The sequence below is a fragment of the Murdochiella massiliensis genome, assembly GCF_900059565.1.
Classification (GTDB): Bacteria; Bacillota; Clostridia; order Tissierellales; family Peptoniphilaceae; genus Murdochiella; species Murdochiella massiliensis.
Genome location: NZ_FIZW01000002.1, coordinates 1,050,383 through 1,070,667, shown reverse-complemented (window position 1 = coordinate 1,070,667; position 20,285 = coordinate 1,050,383). Strand labels below are relative to the sequence as shown.

Sequence of the window (20,285 nt, the reverse complement as noted above, 5' to 3'; positions counted from 1 at the left end):
AAAAGACCGCCCTATTTGGGCGGCCTCTTCTTTATTTAATGTTCTTCCGCATCGTAATTCGTCAGCACGATTTTGTCTTCCATGTACGTGTCATGTACGCCCTTGAGAATCGTCCCAGCGCACGCTGTAATCGCACCGAGGATAGTCATGGTGATTTCCGTGTATGGCCATGCTACGGCTTGTCCGATTGCTCCGATGCAAGCGATAATCGCTGGGAAGGCAATCTGAATTACCAGCTTGCATACGTCATACTGTTTGTTCGTCATTTTGTCACCTCCACAATGAATTTTCCAACTTCTACCGCCACCGCACGACGGTCTTTCCCGGACAGTACCTTGTCCGCATGGGCAACCGTCGCACCACCGACCTGAATGACGTACTTCGTCGCGTTGTCCGGGTCTCCGCGTCTAAGGTCAAGGGTTTTGCATAGGCCGTTTAGTGCGTTGAAAAGTGCCAAGGCGTTTGACAGATCGCCGTCATTCTTAAAGCAGATCACCACGTGTTTATCTTTTAGCATCATGTTTTTTCCTTTCATCTTCGGCCAGCCGTTGAGGCCAGCCCGCTTGATTACATCGGGATAATCGACATACGAGACATTGAGATCGCTCCGCTCGATGCCGGCACCATACTGTGCGCCGTAGTTTGTGTACTGCCACATCCCGCACGGTAGGTCAGGGCGGCCTACATCCCACTGTGCAAGCCATAGATCATAGTTCTTCAGGTCCGGTCGGCACCGATAGAGATTCTGCGCCCAATATTTGCTCGTGTACCACATGGCGTAGTAGCCTGCAGATTCGATTGCCTGTAGTTGCATGACCAGCATATCTGCCGTCGTCTGCCATGACGGGTTGCCGTTTTTTGCACGCCATTTGTCATCATCCTCAGTGTCAATGATCACCGGGTAGGTCGGTTTCAGACCGCGAATGGCATGAAGAAATCCGGCGATTTCCTGCCGTGCCTCGTCCATCTCGGTTGCGTAGGTGTAGAAATACAGGCCATAATCAAAACCGTGTTCCTGCGCTTCCTTCACGTTTCGTGCGAAGGATAAATCTGCGTTGTACCACCCATAGCCTGCACGGATGATCACCCCCGTGATTCCGTCAGCTTTTAGTTTCTGCCAGTTTATGTGGCCGTTGTGGTTACTGATATCAATGACTTTCTTCGTCATACTGCCTCCTTTCAGGGCATGAAAAAACGCGGTGCCATTTGGCATCGCGTCCTCTCGCTGTTGGTATTGCTTTTTACTTGTGCTGGAAATATATGGGCATAGACGCTCCACGTCCTCTTGCCTTATCCCTTGCGTTCTCTTCTTCTGCGCGAATCCGTTTCTGCTGGTAGATGGTTTCTAAATTCATCCAGAATGTCGCCGGAACGCCTAAAGCCAGCTCCAACTTTCTTGCCATCTCCTGTGTGAGTGCGGTCTTCCCATGGATGAGGTTGCTCATGTGCTTTTGCGTAATACCCAGCATAGATGCAAACTCGGTTTGCGTCATATTGCGCTCTTCAAGCTGTTCTTTTAGCGTCGCCCCGGGAGGCGTTGCGATGAATGTTTTACTCTTAATCATTGTTCTTCCTCCTCTTTAGCATCAGTGATAATCCACAATTTCCTGTATCTCAACAAGAGTAATCTCTTCTTCCCTCTTCGCGAAAATCAGCCGATAGGGATGAACGAGATCAAGGGCATACTGCCCTTTTCGATTTCCACTAAGCGCATGACAGCGACCGATATGAAACTTAACCATCATCTCTACCGAATCCGCGGCGCTTAGTTCGTCTACTCTCTGTTGGATTTTTTCTGCCATACGGACGCCATACTTCTTTTCTGCTACAGAAGCCTGTGTACATATTTTCATTAGCATTCGGCTTTTGTAGGTGATAAGCATGGGTGGTATTCTCTCCTTTTTTTCTTTACCTTTGAGGTAAATATAGGATACCAAAAGAACAATGATTTTTCAACGTGAAAGGCAATGTCGCTACAGCTTTTTCACCGTCCCGCCCTGCTTCACATACACCCCGGACGGCTTAACCAGCTGTTGGTTTCGCTTAACCCATAGGCCGCCGATGCGCTTGGATTTGACGAAGATGGCGGGAAATCGCGGCGGTGGGTTGTATGCGGCAAGGAGTTCTTTCTCTGTAAGTCTGCTTTTTCTGAACGACCACTTTGTATACGGGTAACTGGAGTAAGGCTTGTTTTCGAAAAAAAACAGGAGATCGTATTTTTTGTAGATAGAATCGTATTTCATGTACAGTCTATTAAATTTTGGCGCATCACGTTCATCAAACTGAAGTTTCGCAATTCCGCCATCGCCAAGGAAAATACAATCCGGTTTTGTGCCATATTTTGAATATTCTACTTCCCGGGCACCGCCGGGATAAGGACCAACTTTTGTTTCATCAAACCACTCTGGGCGTGCTTCGATTGTCCCATTTATAGCATTGCGAGAATAGTCCGGGTCAAAAGATATATATATCTTTGACTTGCAACAATAAACAATGATGTAGTCTGTTTTCCCGCTTTTAAGTCGGTCGTACGACGAACCTGCGGCATAAAACCGTCCTTGCACAGGCTCTTCGGCTTCACCGAAAGTACCGTCTGCCATCAATGGATAAGTCGGCCTTTCCAATTCTTTGTTAGGGTCTTCGGCGGTATAAATATAGAATTCAAGTTCTTTAAGTCGTTCCAGCGTCATGTACTCAGGCATCACATCACCCCCACTCTACATGATTTTCTTGACCACTCCATCCTTCTTGATGTAGACACTTTGTACGGTCTTGAGTACCCCCCCCTCACGACAGAAGATCTTCTGCACAGGGTCTATCCCAACGAAGATAGGGATTGGTGGTACATCCGGGTACTGAGCAATTAAGGACTGTAATTTCGCCTTAGTGATAGAAAAGCCTTTGGTGTATTCTCCTGACGTAAAGTAGGCAAAATCACATTCGTCGGCGATTTCTTCATAAGCATCAGCCGCGGCCGAATATGCATAGAAGTGCCCTGCGACAGGATTCGTATCTTTTCCCGTGTCGCCATTGGAAAAAAGTGGACACATCACCCTGCTCGTCGAAAAATAGGAATAATCGTCTAATTCTGACGCACCCTTTAGTCGTATCCCAGCTTTCTGAAGAAGATACGTCATTCTTTCCCATGTCATATATTCTGCCATGTCACACCACCCCCTACACCTTAAAGTAGATCGTCCCCTCCGGGTCACTGGCTGTGGAGGATGCGGTCGGTTCAGTGGTTACGATTTTGATTTTGTCTTGCTTGAGATTCAGCTGTGCGTTCATACCAACTTCGAAACTCTTCACGACGTTATCCACATGCGACACCCCGGCGGCGGTTCCTTGGTATTGGGAGTAGAGGACGGAATCTTGATTGTCCAGGAGTTTTACTGTACCATCTTTGGAAGCCGTTGCCGGGGAAACTTTGCTGTCAAACTCATCTTTTGTGACGGTAGTACTTAAGACCATGCCTATGTCTGCTTGCATTGATCTCTTGGCTGCAATAACATAATTTACTGTAGCCGCACGATACCTATCACTTAGGCTTGGCTCATCGGTAAATTTGTTCAGCAACCGTACCCCACCAAGCGACGTTTCCGTCGCCTGTGGGAGGGTGTATTTGTTCGCTGCAATCTTTGTGTCCTGCTCCGAAAACTTCCCCTTTATCCAGTTCACAAGACGCGTGAAAAGGTCTTTTAGTTTAAGGTCATCTTTTGCCATAGCGCACCGCCTACTTCAAAATTTCGTCAAGCTCTGCCTTGGTAATCCCCTGCACGTCGTCATACGTCACATAGTTCGATAGATCAACCTCCGTTGCGGTCGTGCCGATTTTTTCCATTGCGCCGTTCACAAGCATATACTCGCTGTAGGCATCGCCTGATACACCACCACTATTTTTCACCATGTAGATGACATTGTCTTTTGCCGATGATGCAGCGGGTAGTGTTGTCACAATTTCTTTCGTGAGTTTCCCGGCTTTAGAAACCGCATCCGTCACCTGTGAAATGGTGGCAAAATTCTGGTCATTCGTGAGTTCCGACACCTTCGTCGGCATCTTAATATCGACCGCTTTTCCCGACACGGTTTGGTTCGTCCCGTTAACCTTTACCGTTTCAATGACGTTCGCATTCGCGCCCGATGCAATCCCGGCAAGTTTCTGTTTTTCAGGCGTGGTGTAGTCGTTTGTGGTAAGCGTCTTCCCGGAAACTGCATCCACTTTCCCAGCAAGTTTGGTCGTCATATCGGCCTGCGTTGCATAAGTCGATACGAGATTGTCTAACTGCTCTTTGTATGCCGGCGTAAAGTTTTCTTCGGATAGGCCTTTGTTCGCCTCTTCCTGGATAAACTTTCCCTTCGCCCAATCAATCACTTTCTGTGTGCCCTGCGCATCCAAAAACTTTTTCGTCTCTGCCATGTTTTGCCTCCTTAAAGCATTCTCAGTAGTTCATCTTCCGGAATCGCGCCGATTAGTGTATCGGAAACGCTATCTTTGATCTCTTGCATCTGCTCTTCCGTAAGTTCTGCGCTATCCCCTTTGTCGCCCTTCTCTCCCTGTGCAATAACATCAATGACGATGGTCTTTGACGATCCATCACAAACCGTCGCTTGTACGCCTCGGCGCATCGATTCCTCACAACATAAACATTCGCCCATCATGCACCATCCTCTCTTCTCGTCACATCCGCTTCGATAATCAGCGTGCCGGTGTACAATGTGCAGACAACGGAGTAATCTTCTTTTCGAAGCTCGATGTCGTAGGTGTACTGTCCCGGGGGAAGTATCCGTGTTTCCTCATGCGTAAAGTTAAGCGACACTGAACCGTCACCAACGATTGCCGATTTTTCAAGCACCTTTTTTCCACCGAACCTTGCCCGGGCGGTAAAGGTCACGCGCATACCTCTAAGCGTACTTTCTTCGGCATCACTGCACGCCGATGAGACGAAAATTGACACGGTTTTTGTGTCACCGCGAAACCAGCGGATGGTTGTATCCCCTTTTATGCTTAAAACTTCCATCCTAAGTCCTTTCTGTTCTTTTCCTCAGAAAACAGCGCTGTCAGACGTGCCACACGGACGTTTTGTAGGCCATCCCATGTCGTTACATGCCAAACGTATAAAAACGCCGTATCACGCGTCTGGTGCGCCGTAGAAGGAAATCGCCTTATCTAAGCAAAACGCCGACGATATATCCGACAATTGTGCTTACAAAAGTCGTGATTACCGCAAGTTTTGCCGTATGATACGTCTTTCCGTCGGCGGAAACGAGTGTCTCCAGTTTTGCATTGATTGCCGTTAAGGTTTTATCTGTCGCCTGACGCCACTGGTACTCTGCCGAGTAGTTTCGCTCCAAGTCGCGGATGCGCCCTTCGTGCTCGTTTAGTACCGTGTCATGGCGTTTGACACGGGCGTCCACTACTTCCATGGTTGTTTTATCTTGTTCCATCGCATCATCCTTTCTCCCAACGCAAAAGCCCCACGGGAGGAGTTGTCGTAGGGCTTCGGTTAGGTCTTCTTTTGTCATGCCGCTGCAGGATACGGCGCTATAGCTTTTTAGTCTTTCGGTTTGTTGGCCAGTAAGTCCCAAGTCGGATAGCCTACTGACGGCTCTTCGTTGGTGTCCACGCACGCATAATACATGGTGCCCATATACTCTTTCTCGGTGCCCTTCGGATACTTGTACTCGCTTGTAGGCGGCTTATCTTCCTGTAGACCGCCACCAATCCAGTACTCACTTCCATGCTCGCCAGTCGGCGCCATGGTGGAGCTGTCGTATACCATGTCTTTTTTGGCACGGTACAGGACTTTACCACCCTCTTCTCGGTAGTAGTCTCCCGCGTCGATTGCGATGCCATCCTTCAGTTCCGGATACTGTGCGGCCATCTCATCGGTCATAACCGCTCCCGGTGTTCCCGTTAAGAGTTCAGCCAAATGGTCTTGCGCACGCTTCAGATTCGCTTCGGCGATGCGTGCTTTTTCTTCGGCCACTCCCGCTTTTTTTCGTTCTTCTGCCGCTTCGGCGAAGGCCACTTCTTTTTCCTCTTTTAGTGTCGCAATTTCTTTCTGCTCAAGGCTTCGAAGTCCCGGTAAGGCGTTAAGAAGGCTTTCTGCCTCGGCGGCCACATCGCTAAACGCCGCGCGACATTCTTTTCCGTCTGCAACGAAGGCGATGTAGCCGCTGCCAGGAAATAAAATGTTCATCTGTACGTAGGAGATTTTCTTAGCTTCATTGGATAAGGTCATTTATTGCCTCCTTTAGGCTTTCGAGTTCTTTTCTAGGCTTTCGAGTTCTTTTCTCATTTCTTCGTTTTCTTCTTTCAGGCGTTTTATCTCGCTGGATAGCTCCTGTATCGCCTTGCCATTGATGGCGCTCATGGTGTAGCCATCCACCGCAAGGTAGCCATCTTCTCGCTTCACCTGAGCCATGGGAATGGACTGTGCGCTTACACCGTAGTGCTCCTTCGTGTCATTCCCCTCTTTCCAGCGAAAGCGGATGAAGTCCGTCGCATCAATCACGTCAAGCGCACGGACGTCCCACGGCTTAATGTCTTTTTTTAAGCGAATGTCTGAGCTTGATGCCATTTCCGTTGCCCGGATCATCGCACCGGCTACTGCCCACATTTTTGCCTTGACAATCATATCTTCGCGCACCTCAGACCACGGCCCTTGCGATGTGTGAAAAAAGATGATGTGCTGCTTGTAGCCACTATCGCTCTGATCAAGCTGCGTACCGATGGAAAGATTAAAGCCATGCGACGCATAGAGCATGACGCCGGACGTTTGACCGCTCGGGTTTGTTGTCCCGCGAAATCCACCAAGACGCCCGTTCGCCCACTCGCGTGAGTGGATCGCAAAGCACTTGTCATCAGATGTCATATAAAAGCGATCGCCGCCAATGCGAAGGCCATCCGTCGGCGTGTATGTCATCGAGCCATAGCCAAAATTGAAATTCGAGCCGTTAAGGTCAATGTTTGTCGCGCCATTTTGCGATCGTATCGCGCCGGTCGTGATGTTGTAGCCGTTGATCGCCGTTTCCCCGACCGTTCCAAGCTGCGTTTTGGTCACAAAGCGTGCCTGACCATTTTTGATCTCGGTGTAGCCGCTCTCGATCGAGTTCATCTTCTGTCGCAGGTCTTTCATCGCCTCCGACGAGAATTTCTCGGGCTCGGTGTAGCCGATGCTCCCGTCGGTATACGTGATCTTCAAGCGTTGCCAGATTGTCGCACTGTCCGGCCACGTGGTAGGTGGGATGTCCGACCATCCAGCTGTGCCTGGTTTCCCGCTACCGTACATGGTCGCATACTGCGTGATGGTGTTTTTTACGCCACGCCCGTCTTTTCCGATTGTCCCGTCTTTGCCACGGATTCGTGTCCACTTGTAGCGCGTAGCGTCGGTGGATGTTTCCGGATCCTGATCGGTGTACTGCCCCATGTAGGCTTTATCTGCGTCATCAAAGCTAAGACCGCTCCCTTTATCATCGTCTGCGTAAGCGATATGGACATAAGCTCGCTTTCCGTCTTTCCCAACACGCTCAGCCGGTGAGTACTTCACTGTCCCGTCCGAGCATTTATAGACTGTGCGCATCCAAAGGCATCCCGTCTTAAAGAGCTTTTGGAAACCACCGTCCGTGTAATGCTCGATGTAAAAGCGCTTAAGCGTTCCGACCGGGTTTGCTGTCCCCGTGTAGTAGGTCGGGATGGAGGATTCCCACCCGCTAAGCGTTGCCGGCAGCTGATCGACGTAGACATAAAAGCGATCGGGCAGAAGCTCACTCAAAGAAAAAGACGAGTCACTAAAAGACCCGTCCTTTTTGATCGCACGCATTTTTTCTTGGCGCATGGCACTGATCGCAACATCGCCGTTGTACGGAAGATTCACCCCGTCGTTTTTATCCGCCAGGGTTAAAAGCGCATTCTCGCTCCAACCATCCATCGGTGCAGCATTTCCGCATCCGCCCATCGCATACTCAGTGGATGTGTCCGTGATTGCTCCGGATAACTCGATCGCCTGGTTGATTTTGCCTTTTGTGTCCTCGTCCAGCGCATCAATCGTGACCGAGCCTTGTGCGAGATGGAGTTCTCCGGTAGATGGGTCGTAGATGAGTTTATCGCCGATATTGAGATAACCCGTCTCCAGATTCCACTTAACGCCGCCGCCCTGTAGCATGCCTGCACGGATGAGGTTTGCAGTAAAGCCGTCGCCCGTTCCGAAAGTGTAGATCTTCCATGATCCGTCCGGATTCTTTTCGTTCGATATGACGAGTTTTCCGGCGCTCATGCCGATCATTTTTGAAGGATTCTTTTCGATCGGTGCGTTAAAAGAGTAGAAGCCAGCCGGAAGGTGATATGGATTGTCGGCCTTTAGGTCGTAATTGTAGCCGTCCTCATTAAGCCACTGCTCCGTGAGTGCTTTTGCGATCGACGCGATGTAGCTTTCCTGCGCGGCCTTTTCCTTTTCCGCTGCACGTTTTCCATCTGCCGTTTGCTGTGCCGGGCTTTTCACAAGCTGCTCGCCGAACTCAATTTCTTGCTTCGCCGGAAGAAGAAAAGATCGCTTTGACTTAAAGACGTGCGTCTTGTAGGCGATATTTAAGACCGGGTTTTTAATCCGGACAACCTCGTACAAACTGATTCTGCGATCATCAAACACGGTCGATTTGAATTGCACCATTGGTCGGCTATGCGTCATTGCGTAGTCATAGGTGAGCCGCAGTAGCTCCGCCGGATCTTCCACGTCGTTAAACTCAACGAAGCCGATTCTCGGCTTCCCGTCTGCGTAGCCATACAGTGCGGTTGCACTCGGAATTTCGATGTACTCCTGCCCGAGTGGCTTATCTAAAGGATCACCTTTTGCCTTACTCCATGCGATATCCTTAAAGGTGATTTTTCTTCCATAGCCTCCTGTAGCCTCTCCGCTTTCGTCTTTTTTCTCTTCCCCTTTTCCGCGTCCGATAAAGGCTGTGTAGAGTTCCTCTTCCGAAGCACTTGCCGTGACAGTCAGAAGCCGATCTCCGTAGACGTAGAGGCGTCCGAAGTCCTCGTCAAAGCTGTCGGCAAAGTAGAGTTCCTGTGCAACAATTTTGCCATTCGTGAATGTGATTTTTGGCTTAAATTCACATCGCCACGTTTTGATCGCGTCCCAAAAGGCATGAAGACGCGATGTGTAGTAAAAATTCGTTGAGGCGATGCCGGAGACGCTGTTTTGCGCCATGTTCCACCCGGATCCTTGCAAAACGGGAGCGATTGCCGCGTCAAATCCCGTCTTTTGTGGCCTTGCGTCTTTGATATAATCCTGTGCCTTTAGATCGTCGAAAAGTTTATAGATGCCGTCGACGATGATCTCGTATCCTTCTTTTTTGCGCGTCACGATTTTATATATCCAGAAATTGCCACGATCGAGTGGATCTCGCATCCCGAAGTACGCGGCTTTGTCCAGACTTTCTGTGTATTTTGCGTTCACGCTATGCGTGATAAGACCGGCTCTTTCGGCGATCTGATCACTCTCTGTCAGAATGTCGTTTGGTAGGACATCGATAACCGAAAGCCGTCGGTCAAAAAGGTACGTTCCCATAGCTATCCCCCTTTTACATCATCCGCTTTCGATATGTCATAATCCCCGTCCCGCTTACGGAATCGCCGTGACAAATGATAAATTCCGGGAACTGGCTTACTTCGAACGCAAGCCTGCTCGTGATGTTCACGTTCCCTCTGTAAATCCTTGCTTCGATAAAGTCGACGGTGATTTCGGAATTTTCCGCCGACTGCAAAGCAATTTTTTCCGCTGTAGTGACGTTTTTAATTAGTGTCGCATCCGATGGAGTTGTGACATAGCGGATTAGCTTGTATGGAACGCCTTTTGGCGCGCTATCTGACAGCATTTCTTGTAGTGAGACGGTTTTTTCCGCCCCGTAACGATACGGATCCGGGCAAGATATCGTGATCTCGAATTTTGAATTGTTCTTCCCGGACTCCGGCTCGGAGATAGAGACGATGCGCCCAAAATAGCGATATTCTGGATCGTCGGCAAAGATAATCTCTCTTAATGTCATACTTTGGCGAAAAAAAGTTCTTAATTCGCTAAAATATCTAATCATCTCTCCCGACGTCTTCGTCTTTATCGCACACCCGACAATGATTTTTCGTGTAGGAAGGGATCTGGCATAGACAATTTCGCCGTCTCTTCCAGGAATCTTCCCCGAATTGCTTTCCTGGATGCTTATGCCGTGACGGCCGCTTGTATAAAGGACACGAAGAGAGGCTCCGTGCCATCCGGTCATCCACTGCCCATCGATTGATACGTCTTCACTCGGGCGATTCATTTCCGGCGGCGTTCCATTGATGTCTTTGTAGTCGTATAGCATAGTCTTCTCCTATAGGTACGCTAACTCAAGTTTCGCCTTGCGGCCTTGCTCACCGCTGATGTCATCGACGTATGCGCGGTACTCACGTCCGCCAAGAGATAGGTTCGCGATGAGCGGCTTTTTTTCGCCTTTGAGTCTCGAGTCAGCGATTTTTGCGCTAACCGCCGTTGAAAAATCTCCCATCGTCTGGCCGATATTAGGGTTAATCATTGCTGATGCCTCAAGCGTTGGAACTTTCAGGATATCTTCCATTGCGCTTGTGATTTGTGGCTCTCCTTGATAGATGCTGTCGCTTATCGTTCCGCCAAAATTTAGACGATTCAGGTCACGCAGTGGCCCTCTTTTTGCCGGCGAAAACGGTAAGAAATCACGTACCGCGCTCACGACATTCCCTATCGCTCCCGTAACAGCACCAATCGCGCTCCCGATGCCGTCGGCGATGGAGTTGACGATATTTGCGCCGGCATTGAAGAAATCGGTGATCCAGCCTTTGACAGTGTTATACGCATTTTGAATGCCGTTTGAGACAGCAGAAACGACGTTATCAAAAGACGTTCTCACCCCACGGACAATGCCGTCCCATATCGACGTGAAAAAGTCAGCAATCTTCGATAGTCCTGAGGACACGAAGTCTTTCGCTGAGTCGATTCCGCCAGAAATGGTTGATGTGATTCCATCCCAGATAGATTTTAGAAAGTTCACAATTCCATCCCAGATAGACGAAAAGAAATCAGCAATTGCTCCAAGTACGCTCGAAATGATATTCCAGGCAATTTCTAAAGCGCCCTTTACAATCGAAGTGATCGTATCCCAGACATATCTTACGAATCCTATGATGCGATTCCAGATTGCTTCAAAGATGCCTTTTACGCCTTCCCATGCGCGGCTCCAATCTCCTGTAAAGATTCCGATAAACACGTCCAAAATTCCAAGTATGACGTCTTTCGCCGTTTCGAAAAGATTGCAGATGTTGTCCCATGAGGCGGTGACAATCCCGACGATCATGTCAATTGCGGGAGAGAACACGTCCAGTAAATAGCTGACGATGTTTCCGATTGCTTCCATCAACGGTGCCATTCGTTCCGCTATGCCTTGCAGAAATTCGTATGCCGTCTGTGCGAGCTGTGAAAGATGCTCTGCAATCACTGGTAGAATTTGCTCAATCAATGGCTCCAAAAAAGCCATCACCTGCCCGCCGATGTCCCCGATTCCTTGTGCAAACTGTCCGATGGCTTCTGCGGCTGTTGAAAAGATTCCTTTCCAGTCGATTTGCGTAAGAAGGTCAGCAAATGGTCTAAAGTACGTTTCAACCTGCGATCCGAGTGCGCTAAGATCAATCGTTCCAATAGAATCTTTTAGCGAATTCCAGCCTTCTTTTACGAAGTCGATCATAGGCCCGAATGTCGCGGCCAGGTCTACTCCGTCTACAAAATCGACGATTCCGCTTATGGCGTCAATCCCGATTTTCGATACCCCGTCAAAGGCCGGTTGCAGTTTATTCGCCAGTGTCTCAGTGAGACCGCCCATTGCTTCATCAACCGTTTTGTATTGTCTCGCCATTTTTGCGAAGTCGCCATTTGTTCCTACTTGGCGAACGGTATTTAGAAAGTCCTCGGTTTTAATCTTCCCCTCTTGTACGCCAGTGACAAGCTCCTGCGTCGTCATGCCCATTGCCTTTGCAATCGCCGAAACGCCCGCCGGAGCCTGATCGAGGATGAGTTTGAAGTCCTGCCAAGCGACCTTTGGCTTTGCCGCCATCTGTGTAGCTTGCGTCGAGAGCGTCTTCATCGCCTGCTTTGGATTCTCAGCCGATGCGGCAATCCCTCCAAAGCCTTTAACAAGATCTTCTGCAGACGCGACGCCAACCGCGTCCAGTTGCGCATAGGTTGACGCCATCTCGCTGGAGGAGTAAATGGTTTCTGCCGCGAATTTTGAAAGTTCGCCACGGATGCGCGCAATATCCTCTTCGCCATGTCCGCTGATTTTCATGTTCGCATTGAATGTCTTCCATGCCGCTGAGGATTGATTGAGCTCACCGATCATCTCTCCAGCACCACTCACAATGCCATCAAAAAGTTTCATGCCGATGCCAATGCCGACTCCGTCTTTTATCCGGTCTATGAGCGATCCCGCTTTATCCATTGCCGATGAAAAACCATTATCGACTGCGGATAGAACAGCCTTTATCGTAAACTGCTCAGCCATTATTTCCTCCTTTCTTTTTCATGTACTTTGCGAAACGTTCGATTTTCGATTCCTTCGCTTTTACCTTTCCGCTCATGACGGCCTCTTTCTCTGCGTCATAGTCATAAAAATCCTTAAAAGTACGAAATGCCGATTCGTAAGAGGATCCGACCTTTTTTGTTGCTTTAACCATCTGGTTTGCCCACGCCTGCTCGTGTATTATCAGGCGTTTATCAACATAACGAAGTTGATATGCCTCGATAAGGGTGCGATATTCAGGGATGGTTAAGCGGTCGACTTCATCAAATGTGCGGAAATTAAAGAAGCGAAAACAGTCCAGCGCTACTCGCTTATATAGATCTTTTATTCTTTCTGGTTCACCATCTTCACCAGCGCGTCCTGAACCTTTTTCGCCTTCCCTGCCTCTTCCTGCACCCGCTTCATCGTCATCTTGGTACAGTTCGCTTGCATAAAAAAATCGGTCACCATCTCAAAAATGCCATCAAGATCATCGGCTGATTCAATGTATTCCTCAAGCTCTTTTTTTGAGATTTTCGGTTCTTCGGTTCGGTTTGCGATGAAAAGAATCCGGGCAAGCTGCTCGACGTTTTTATCGATTAGCCCTGCGGCCGCTACCGCGAGACCGATGTTTTGATTCACTCCAGTTGGTGACTTTCGTGTCTCCATTGCGTCAATCTCTCGGATGAACCCAAACCCAAAGCGAAGCGGATAGACCTCGCCGTTAATTTCGATGTTGTACATACTTCCTCCTTAAAAAATGGAGAGGCGATAATTCGCCCCTCCGTAACACTTTTTGCCATTCTTTGATTATGCGCCCGTTTTGGGCGTGTCCGCAAACATATAGTCGGCAAGTGCCTGCTGTTCTTTCGTGACGGTTACATCGCCCTTCACGCCCTTGCCATTGATCGCAAAGGTTGTAGCAATCTCGGCATACCCTTCTGCGGACGATGTCACTTCAAACTGCGTGAGATAGCCTTGGAAGTAGCGGCCGGCAAATTTGTTTTCCCCAGACTTTGCCTTCTCCTGAAGGTTTGCCTCCCAGATGTCCATCAGCTCGTTTTCATCCATCGCATCTTCGATCACCTTCATGCTTTCATCGTTCTCGGCCATGTAGGACTTCGCTGTGATTTCTTGCTCCATCGTAGACGGGGAAACGATTGAACCGTCTTTCGTCGCAGTCGATTCGGTGTCCACCTTCTTTGAGCGTTTATTTTCTGTCACAAATGCCATCACAGTCCCATCCATCGCCGACGCCTTACTATGCGGGCGAAAAAGATAGACGAGATTTTTACCGTGTACAGGCTTTCTTTCTTCCATTGCTTGCTCCTTTCTTAGCTAAAAATAAAGGTCATTTCTACGACCCCATGAAGTAGTGGCGTCTTTGTCGTATTGTCCGGGAGAATTGTTTGATGTATCCCGGAGACTTGCCACTGAAAATTTTTCGTTCTGTTTATCGCGCGCGCCGTCTTCTTCACATCCAGCATCATCGAAGAAAGCGTGCCTCTCTTTTTCACATCCGCCATCCATACGTGAACGCTTTGCGTTACCTCGCCAAAGACAGCACTTTTGTTTGCATCGTCATCTGCCGTACTCTCTCCGAGATAGATGAAAGGATATGGCGTTGATGCGTCCGGAAGTGCTCCATCGTATACACGGCCTGGATATAGACGAAGAAGGCGTGTGCGAAGTTCGGTAAAAATTTCTTGCTGTGGATCCATAAAAACCTCACGATTCTTTCAGAAGTTTCATCAAATCTTTCTCAAACTTCTTTCCTTGCTCCTTCGCTGCTGGCCGAACGAACGGCTCTGCATCCATGAAGCGCGTCCCATTCTCAAGATAGAGTGCGTACTCTGTCTGCGCTCCGACATACGCTGTCTTTCCGCCGTCGACAATTTCAACGCCTATGCTTCTTGACGTCTGTCCTGTTGCGTATCCTTTAACGAATGCTTCGTCTGCCTTTCTCTGCATCCTCTGCTGTAAATCGGCGCCGTTGTCCTTAACGACTGCGATGATTCCGCTTGTATCCTCGAGCTTCGATAGCTTTCGGATGAGCTTCGGATCAACTTCAACCTTGATTCCGCTCATTTTGCACCTCGCTTACTATAAACGTCTGCCGATGTCTAAGCCTTCGCGTAAGGTCGACGTGGTAGGACTTTCCATCAATCAAGATATAGCGGAACGCCTTTTCATAGCGCCCAAGAATGTGGACGGTAAAGGATTTCTGTCGGATATCGCCATAGAGAAGTTTTAGCGTCTCCTCGTTTGTGTCATGGACAGCGGCGTATACTTCCGTCTTTACGATTTCTGGCTCCAGATAGTCCCCTGTCGTTTGGTCATACTCGCCGTCTACTTGCGAGACGAAAAAAATACGCTTGTCGTATCTCATATGAATCTGACCACCCCTCTGCCATTTCGTCTGGCATTATCGCTATATAAGAGATAGCGCTTAATGTCGTCCATAAACGGCGAAAAATCGTCATCGCTCCACTCCATCGTCTCTCCTTCCACGCGATGCGCGGATAGTCCCTCGGAGCCTATGCGATTAAATCGTCGAATGGTCACCTCATCGGCGATGTAGCCCATCTCTATCGGGATCTCCGCTACTCCGCCAAGCAGAAAAGAAAGTCTTTCCTGTGTGACACTGGCGATTGCGATGATCTGCCCGTCGATATGATCGTCCTCGATACCCAGGATGCTCTTAATTCGCGTGATATCCATAAAAGCCTCCTATCGGCGGCCTACTTTTTCTTCTCGACCGCCGCTCCTTTTCTTCCTTGTCTCGTGCTTCGTTCAGGTTGTTCATCCTTGACCTTTTCGATAAGTGGCTGCCCTTGAAGGTTTTCATCGCCTAAAAGCTCCTTTACACGGGAATCAGTAACGTCCACCCCATCTCTGGGGTAGGCGTCACCGACGTAATATGCGTACTCGCCGTCATGAAGGTCGTTAAAGTACTTCACTACTCGATAGCGAGCCATTAGGCAGCCGTCCCTGTCGCTTTTACAACTGCGACCTTGTTGTCGTCAAGGATGAATTCTCCGGCTTTTCCTGCACCTTGCAGTGCGACGCCATCAAAGTCCTCGGACTCAATCGTGCGTGCGGTGTTGATGCCGGTGAAGGCTTTTCCAACCGCTGCAGGATAGAAGTATGCCACCTCGTTCTTCTGGAAGAGGTCTTCAGGGATTTCTTCCACGCGGAAGCCTTTGAACATTGCAACGCCATTTTCATCGATGTTTACCGACGAACGCTTGCTCGTGGTTGTAGCCGGCTGATCGACGATGAGATTCCAAATGTCCGGCGTCACCTTTGCACACCAGACGAGATTTTGTTTCACCTTTTGATTGACGAAGTATTTGTGCGCGTCATTAAAGAGTGCCAAAACGCCTGCAGCGTCCTTCGTCGCAAGTGTCAGCGTCTTTCCGGCATTATCGGAAATGAATTTACCTTGATGCTGATTAAAGAGCGCAACCTTCTCCTGCGCCTGCAGGTCAAGGCGATCTGCAACAGCGGCCATGAAGTCGTTATTTACCGTAAAGCGGTCAATTCCTTCATGGAACGCCCATTCCCAGGTGTACTTAACCTCTGTGTCGGTATAGATGATTTCCGTGCGGTTTCCAAATCGAGTGCTTTTTGCCGTGCCTGTTCCAAAGGCAACATTCGCGTCTTTTGAGTAGGTGTTGACAGCAACCGGGATGCTTGACGTTTTTACCGAAAACGCCACTGCATTGTTGGAAACACCATCCAGTGCTTCGATATTGCCGCCAAAAAAGTCTCTAAAGTATGCCTGTTTCGCAAAAACCGCGCCAAGAAGTGCCTTAAATTGCGCCTGATATTGACGAACGGAAAGAGTGTTGTTAGTCGTAGCCATGATTCATTTTCTCCTTTTATTTGTATTTTTTCAGAATGCGATCAAACTCATCTTCAGGCTCAATCGTTGAGGAGTAGTCCCTCGGCGTTTTGCCTGAATTGCGTTTTCGCTCGATCGCTTCCACCTGTTTTTCCACGACAGAAAGAAATGCTTCAATGTTTTTCCCGGTCGCGTCCTCGTCCGCGCCAACGACGAATTGAAGAACCGTTTCATCTGCTTCGATTCCGCTTTTGCTAAGCGTTGATGCCGCTATTTTCCCAAGACGCTCACGGTTTAAGGCGTTTTTGAGTTCGTCTCGCTCCTTTTCGAGTTTGATGCGCTCGTGATTCGCCTTTTCTTCCGCGTTCATTTTGGCGACCTTCTGCTCTTCCGCAAGGCGTGCTTTGATGTCGTTCTCGATCTCGCTTCGGATATTTTCCTCGCGTGTCTGCTGTGCCTTGCTCAGCCGGCGGTCAAACTCCGCCTGCATCTTCGGGTCTTTCAGGATGTCATCAAAGGACGGAGTGGTTTTTTCCGTTTTCTCCGTGTCTTTCTGTTCATCCACTTTAGCCTCATCGACCTGTTCTTCGTCTTTCGCTGTAATCATTTCTTCTGTCATTGTTTTCTCCCTTCTTTGTCCGCCGCGTTCTTCGCCCACGGCGTCCTTCTTGTTGCATATAAAAAGCGCGACCGTTTCCGGTCACGCTTCATGCCTATGATGTCCTTTGAATAAATAAGCCGCCTCCAAAGCGATGGTTTATTTTAGATGTTTCTCGTATTCCTCTTTTGTAATATCAATGGTGAATATCTCTCCGATGAGTATTGGCATAAACCTCTCCTCATCAATTATCTCTTGTTTCTTATCGTCAATTGAATAAAATATGCCGCCTTCTCGCTTTACATATTTTTTGTAGTCTGGGCAATAATAATACTCAGTCGGCGTCAGACTCATAGCATCCCCTCGCTTTTGATTCTTCTTACTCCATCCGGATTCGGTATACTTCGACTTAAATTAATCATCTCATTTGTTAACAAATCGAATTCATCCTTTTGGGTTTCAATATCAAGAGTTCTCTGTTTTTCATACAGCTTGTGAAGCTCTCCTTCTTTTACTTCGAGAGACTTTCTCGTGTGAAATTGTAATTCAAATTCATTGCCTTGAGAATCGGCGATGATGGTGTTAACGCCTTTATACGCGGCCCCATCTTTCCAAGTGTTCTTTACCCGTTTTATGCGATACCCATTCTTGATAAGCGCATCTTGTGTAGCAAAATAGCCATCCGTAAAGTTCTTCTCATCCCGTAGCATAGTGTATCGCAACACGTCTCTTATTTTCTTATCTGCTTCTTGTAGTGAAACGCTCTTCTCATCGGCGTCCTTGGAAATTTTACGCGCTAAGCTGTCCTCCGTCTTTAGCCTGTATTCAAGCCCAGCCATCTGCGCATTCGTTTCCGCTGCAATTGTTGAAAGATCGGACGTTATTTTCGGCTCAACCTTTTTCATTCGTTCAATATGTTTTCCTGCTAACTCTTTCGCTTGCACCTGTTCAGTTGTTGCCGCTGCAATGGAGCAGAAACAGTGCGGATGGATGGGCGGCGCATTCACGCCCGGTCGAATGTCTTTTACTGCGAAAATCTTTCCATCAAGCGGCGCGCAATGATCGCAAGCGCTCTCTCTTGCGATGAAAACATAGTGCGTATATCCGTTTCTCTCAAAGGACTGCATCTGCGCTTCCGTCTGTACACGCGCCATTTCGGTTCGTGCCAGACGTGAGGCGTTATACATGGAGACGCCGAAGCGTCTGCGTAGTTTCCTTGCCATTTCCTGCGAGCTTTTTCCTTGTATGAGTCCGCTTCTAAGGTCGTTTGCGATTTCGTTGCGGAGCTGGTCTTGATACATCCAGATGCGATCACTGAAATTCGCATTTTGAAAGGAGCTATTCGCGATCGCCTCTGCCTTTTGTTCTGGATTGATCACGCTTTCTCCAAGGATTCCTGCCTGGCGCTTAAATTCATCCACCCCGGCATTTGCCAGGAGCATCTCCGTCAGCTTATCGATCTCATCAAAGCCATCAACAAGACGCAATCCGATCCTCGCCTTTAGTAGCTCCAGTCGGTTGACCTTCATGGTGAGATTGTATAGGCGGAGCGATGCATTCGCCTGCGGTGAGAAGTCCTTCGCTTCAACCATGTGCTTTGCCGTCTTACTAAAGGCTTCAACGTCCATTCTGGAGACGCGCTTCTTTGCCTCGCTAATCGTGATTCCTTCTTTTGAGGCGTAGCGGCCATAGAAAGCGTCAATCTCTTTCTGCGCGTCATAGAGCATTCGGCGATAGATTTCCTTGACGTTTTTATCGTAGCGCTTTAGAAATTTCTCTTGCTGAATGAGATTTTTCATCTCCCGCTCGCGTGCGTCCCAGTAGCGATCTTCTGTTTTGATTCCTCTATTTTTCGCCATTTTCTGTCACCATGTGGAAAGGATCGTCGGTAGGAATTTCTGCGCGGCTCTCCTCTTCGACCTTCTTTATCTCCGCTTTTGGATCGCGAATGAAAGACAGAAGAGATAATTGCGACTCTCGCGAAACAATCCCCTCAACAGTCTGTGCGACCTGCGCCTCCTCGGCAATGTTTCGCGGAATGTTTCGTGTGAACTGGATCTCAATATCTCGGTAGGCGTCAACGTTTGATGTATTCGTTGATAAACTGCAGAAAATCTTATAGCGCTTTCTTAGGCTTTTTTCGATCTTGCGATCAAATGTCGTTGCGAGATTGCTCATCGCCTGCAGCTTGTAGGCTAAGGCGACGCCCGTCGTTGACGTTCCGAAGCTATCGTCCGTAATGTTGGCGACCATGCTGATTTGATAGATCAGGTTTTCTAAGCGGTTCAGAAGGTTCTCTTGCGTCCCATCCGCCGTCGGCTTCTGCAAGAATTGAACCAGAACATCTTTTGCGCTATCACCGCCAAAAAAATTGATTACACGGTCGTCTCGAATGCGGCGAACACCTTCCTCGTCCACCTCTGCACCGAGGATTTCAAGATATGCCTCAGCGAAGGCGTCAACGTCGTTTGCTTTCTCTGCAATCGTGAAATTGTAGCTTTCAACAAGCCCTGCCACCTGCTCATAGATTCCAATTCGATCATCGTTTAGACGCCACTCAACAATGGGAATGTATCCATACGGATTCGGCTTTTCCTCGCCGATTTTTCCATCCGAGAAGTGGACAATGCGGTCGCGATACAGAATCTCACCGAACGGCTCGCCGCTGTACTTGATAGCGTCTTCTTTGTCCTCGTATTCTTCTGCGGATTTATAGCCGTATCGAATAGCGAAGAGCGCACGGCCTGTCATGTCATTGGCGTAAACAACGACCACATTCTTCGGCGAACAGGCTGTAATTTTTGTCTCCGCTCGTTCATTTTGATACATATACTCATAGGCGTGCCCGTAGATACAGCACTTCCGCACCATCTCGGAATTATGATCTGTAATTTCGTTTCCGCGCCCAAAATCCTGAATCACAGTGTCCACTTTTTCATCCGGGTGAGTCACTTTTATCGGGATGCCATAGCCATATCCACAGAAGGTCTCTGTGATATAGCGCGGAAAATTGACTGCAAGGCGGTTGTCCGGCTTCCATGCTTCTTTTTCCGGTGCGAAGAAAATGTCGTGAAAGCCTTGATAGAGCTTTTCCAGATAGTCGTATCGAAGAATTCCCTTCTCGTGCTTTCCAATCCACTTCTTGATTTCTCGAATAGAAGGCTCTTTCATTTCCTCTTCCGGATTTGCCCGAAGTGTCGTCGGCAGAAGAAGAGGCCGATTCTTTCGCCGTCTAAAATTATTTAGCAGGTTTTCTACTGCGCATTCACTGATCATCTC

At 48.7% G+C, this 20,285-nt stretch carries 28 protein-coding genes; all 28 read right to left on the bottom strand.

What is annotated here, in order from left to right:
* Positions 1-35 precede the first annotated feature (35 nt).
* Positions 36-266 (bottom strand): phage holin, encoded by a 231-nt coding sequence (locus BN3910_RS06470; RefSeq protein ID WP_066925609.1) that lies wholly within the window; start codon positions 264-266, stop codon positions 36-38.
* Positions 263-1,168 carry a GH25 family lysozyme gene (locus tag BN3910_RS06465; protein WP_066925606.1) on the bottom strand — a complete coding sequence of 302 codons (906 nt, stop codon included), beginning with the start codon at positions 1,166-1,168 and terminating at the stop codon, positions 263-265. The genes BN3910_RS06470 and BN3910_RS06465 overlap by 4 nt, the downstream gene beginning before the upstream one ends.
* A 73-nt stretch (positions 1,169-1,241) precedes the next feature.
* Positions 1,242-1,565, bottom strand: coding sequence for a HigA family addiction module antitoxin (locus BN3910_RS06460; RefSeq protein WP_066925604.1), 324 nt, complete (start codon positions 1,563-1,565; stop codon positions 1,242-1,244).
* Positions 1,566-1,586: 21 nt separating this feature from the next.
* Positions 1,587-1,883 carry a type II toxin-antitoxin system RelE/ParE family toxin gene (locus BN3910_RS06455; protein WP_066925601.1) on the bottom strand — a complete coding sequence of 99 codons (297 nt, stop codon included), beginning with the start codon at positions 1,881-1,883 and terminating at the stop codon, positions 1,587-1,589.
* A gap of 90 nt (positions 1,884-1,973) precedes the next feature.
* Entirely contained in the window at positions 1,974-2,702 is a 729-nt protein-coding gene (locus tag BN3910_RS06450) for a hypothetical protein (RefSeq protein ID WP_066925599.1), read from the bottom strand.
* A 15-nt stretch (positions 2,703-2,717) separates the two neighbouring features.
* Positions 2,718-3,164, bottom strand: a complete 447-nt coding sequence (locus tag BN3910_RS06445; protein WP_066925596.1) for a hypothetical protein — start codon at positions 3,162-3,164, stop codon at positions 2,718-2,720.
* A gap of 13 nt (positions 3,165-3,177) precedes the next feature.
* A complete protein-coding gene (locus tag BN3910_RS06440) occupies positions 3,178-3,723 on the bottom strand; it encodes a hypothetical protein (protein WP_066925593.1) in 546 nt (181 codons plus the stop codon).
* Between the two features lie 10 nt (positions 3,724-3,733).
* Positions 3,734-4,417: a hypothetical protein gene (locus tag BN3910_RS06435; RefSeq protein ID WP_066925591.1), complete on the bottom strand. Its 684-nt coding sequence runs from the start codon at positions 4,415-4,417 to the stop codon at positions 3,734-3,736.
* An 11-nt stretch (positions 4,418-4,428) separates the two neighbouring features.
* Positions 4,429-4,659, bottom strand: coding sequence for a hypothetical protein (locus BN3910_RS06430; protein WP_066925588.1), 231 nt, complete (start codon positions 4,657-4,659; stop codon positions 4,429-4,431).
* Positions 4,656-5,018, bottom strand: a complete 363-nt coding sequence (locus BN3910_RS06425; protein WP_066925585.1) for a hypothetical protein — start codon at positions 5,016-5,018, stop codon at positions 4,656-4,658. Before BN3910_RS06425 ends, BN3910_RS06430 begins: the two co-directional genes overlap by 4 nt.
* Before the next feature lie 145 nt (positions 5,019-5,163).
* Positions 5,164-5,445, bottom strand: a complete 282-nt coding sequence (locus tag BN3910_RS06420; RefSeq protein ID WP_066925582.1) for a hypothetical protein — start codon at positions 5,443-5,445, stop codon at positions 5,164-5,166.
* Positions 5,446-5,552: 107 nt separating this feature from the next.
* Positions 5,553-6,242: a hypothetical protein gene (locus tag BN3910_RS06415; protein ID WP_066925579.1), complete on the bottom strand. Its 690-nt coding sequence runs from the start codon at positions 6,240-6,242 to the stop codon at positions 5,553-5,555.
* Positions 6,243-6,254: 12 nt separating this feature from the next.
* Positions 6,255-9,569 carry a phage tail spike protein gene (locus tag BN3910_RS06410; RefSeq protein ID WP_066925576.1) on the bottom strand — a complete coding sequence of 1,105 codons (3,315 nt, stop codon included), beginning with the start codon at positions 9,567-9,569 and terminating at the stop codon, positions 6,255-6,257.
* 13 nt (positions 9,570-9,582) lie between these two features.
* Complete coding sequence (locus BN3910_RS06405; protein WP_066925573.1) at positions 9,583-10,359, bottom strand: distal tail protein Dit; 777 nt, start codon at positions 10,357-10,359, stop codon at positions 9,583-9,585.
* Positions 10,360-10,368: 9 nt separating this feature from the next.
* Positions 10,369-12,564, bottom strand: a complete 2,196-nt coding sequence (locus BN3910_RS06400; RefSeq protein ID WP_066925569.1) for a phage tail protein — start codon at positions 12,562-12,564, stop codon at positions 10,369-10,371.
* On the bottom strand, positions 12,557-12,736 hold the full coding sequence (locus BN3910_RS06395) for a hypothetical protein (RefSeq protein WP_066925566.1): 180 nt from the start codon (positions 12,734-12,736) through the stop codon (positions 12,557-12,559). The genes BN3910_RS06400 and BN3910_RS06395 overlap by 8 nt, the downstream gene beginning before the upstream one ends.
* Positions 12,737-12,906: 170 nt before the next feature.
* On the bottom strand, positions 12,907-13,305 hold the full coding sequence (locus tag BN3910_RS06390) for a tail assembly chaperone (protein ID WP_066925563.1): 399 nt from the start codon (positions 13,303-13,305) through the stop codon (positions 12,907-12,909).
* A gap of 66 nt (positions 13,306-13,371) precedes the next feature.
* A complete protein-coding gene (locus BN3910_RS06385; RefSeq protein ID WP_066925560.1) occupies positions 13,372-13,881 on the bottom strand; it encodes a phage major tail protein, TP901-1 family in 510 nt (169 codons plus the stop codon).
* A 14-nt stretch (positions 13,882-13,895) separates the two neighbouring features.
* Positions 13,896-14,282 (bottom strand): DUF3168 domain-containing protein, encoded by a 387-nt coding sequence (locus tag BN3910_RS06380; RefSeq protein ID WP_066925558.1) that lies wholly within the window; start codon positions 14,280-14,282, stop codon positions 13,896-13,898.
* A gap of 7 nt (positions 14,283-14,289) precedes the next feature.
* A complete protein-coding gene (locus tag BN3910_RS06375) occupies positions 14,290-14,649 on the bottom strand; it encodes an HK97-gp10 family putative phage morphogenesis protein (protein WP_066925555.1) in 360 nt (119 codons plus the stop codon).
* Positions 14,630-14,950, bottom strand: coding sequence for a hypothetical protein (locus tag BN3910_RS06370; protein ID WP_066925552.1), 321 nt, complete (start codon positions 14,948-14,950; stop codon positions 14,630-14,632). The genes BN3910_RS06375 and BN3910_RS06370 overlap by 20 nt, the downstream gene beginning before the upstream one ends.
* Positions 14,947-15,282, bottom strand: a complete 336-nt coding sequence (locus tag BN3910_RS06365) for a phage head-tail connector protein (protein ID WP_066925548.1) — start codon at positions 15,280-15,282, stop codon at positions 14,947-14,949. Before BN3910_RS06365 ends, BN3910_RS06370 begins: the two co-directional genes overlap by 4 nt.
* Positions 15,283-15,302: 20 nt before the next feature.
* Positions 15,303-15,539, bottom strand: a complete 237-nt coding sequence (locus BN3910_RS06360; RefSeq protein WP_075968006.1) for a hypothetical protein — start codon at positions 15,537-15,539, stop codon at positions 15,303-15,305.
* Positions 15,539-16,429 (bottom strand): phage capsid protein, encoded by an 891-nt coding sequence (locus BN3910_RS06355; RefSeq protein ID WP_066925546.1) that lies wholly within the window; start codon positions 16,427-16,429, stop codon positions 15,539-15,541. The genes BN3910_RS06360 and BN3910_RS06355 overlap by 1 nt, the downstream gene beginning before the upstream one ends.
* Before the next feature lie 16 nt (positions 16,430-16,445).
* The gene (locus BN3910_RS06350; RefSeq protein WP_066925544.1) at positions 16,446-17,027 is read right to left on the bottom strand and encodes a DUF4355 domain-containing protein; all 582 of its coding nucleotides are present in this window, start codon (positions 17,025-17,027) and stop codon (positions 16,446-16,448) included.
* 138 nt (positions 17,028-17,165) lie between these two features.
* Positions 17,166-17,360, bottom strand: a complete 195-nt coding sequence (locus tag BN3910_RS06345) for a hypothetical protein (protein ID WP_066925541.1) — start codon at positions 17,358-17,360, stop codon at positions 17,166-17,168.
* A complete protein-coding gene (locus BN3910_RS06340) occupies positions 17,357-18,865 on the bottom strand; it encodes a minor capsid protein (RefSeq protein WP_066925538.1) in 1,509 nt (502 codons plus the stop codon). The genes BN3910_RS06345 and BN3910_RS06340 overlap by 4 nt, the downstream gene beginning before the upstream one ends.
* Positions 18,852-20,282, bottom strand: a complete 1,431-nt coding sequence (locus BN3910_RS06335; RefSeq protein WP_066925535.1) for a phage portal protein — start codon at positions 20,280-20,282, stop codon at positions 18,852-18,854. Before BN3910_RS06335 ends, BN3910_RS06340 begins: the two co-directional genes overlap by 14 nt.
* Between the last annotated feature and the right edge of the window lie 3 nt (positions 20,283-20,285).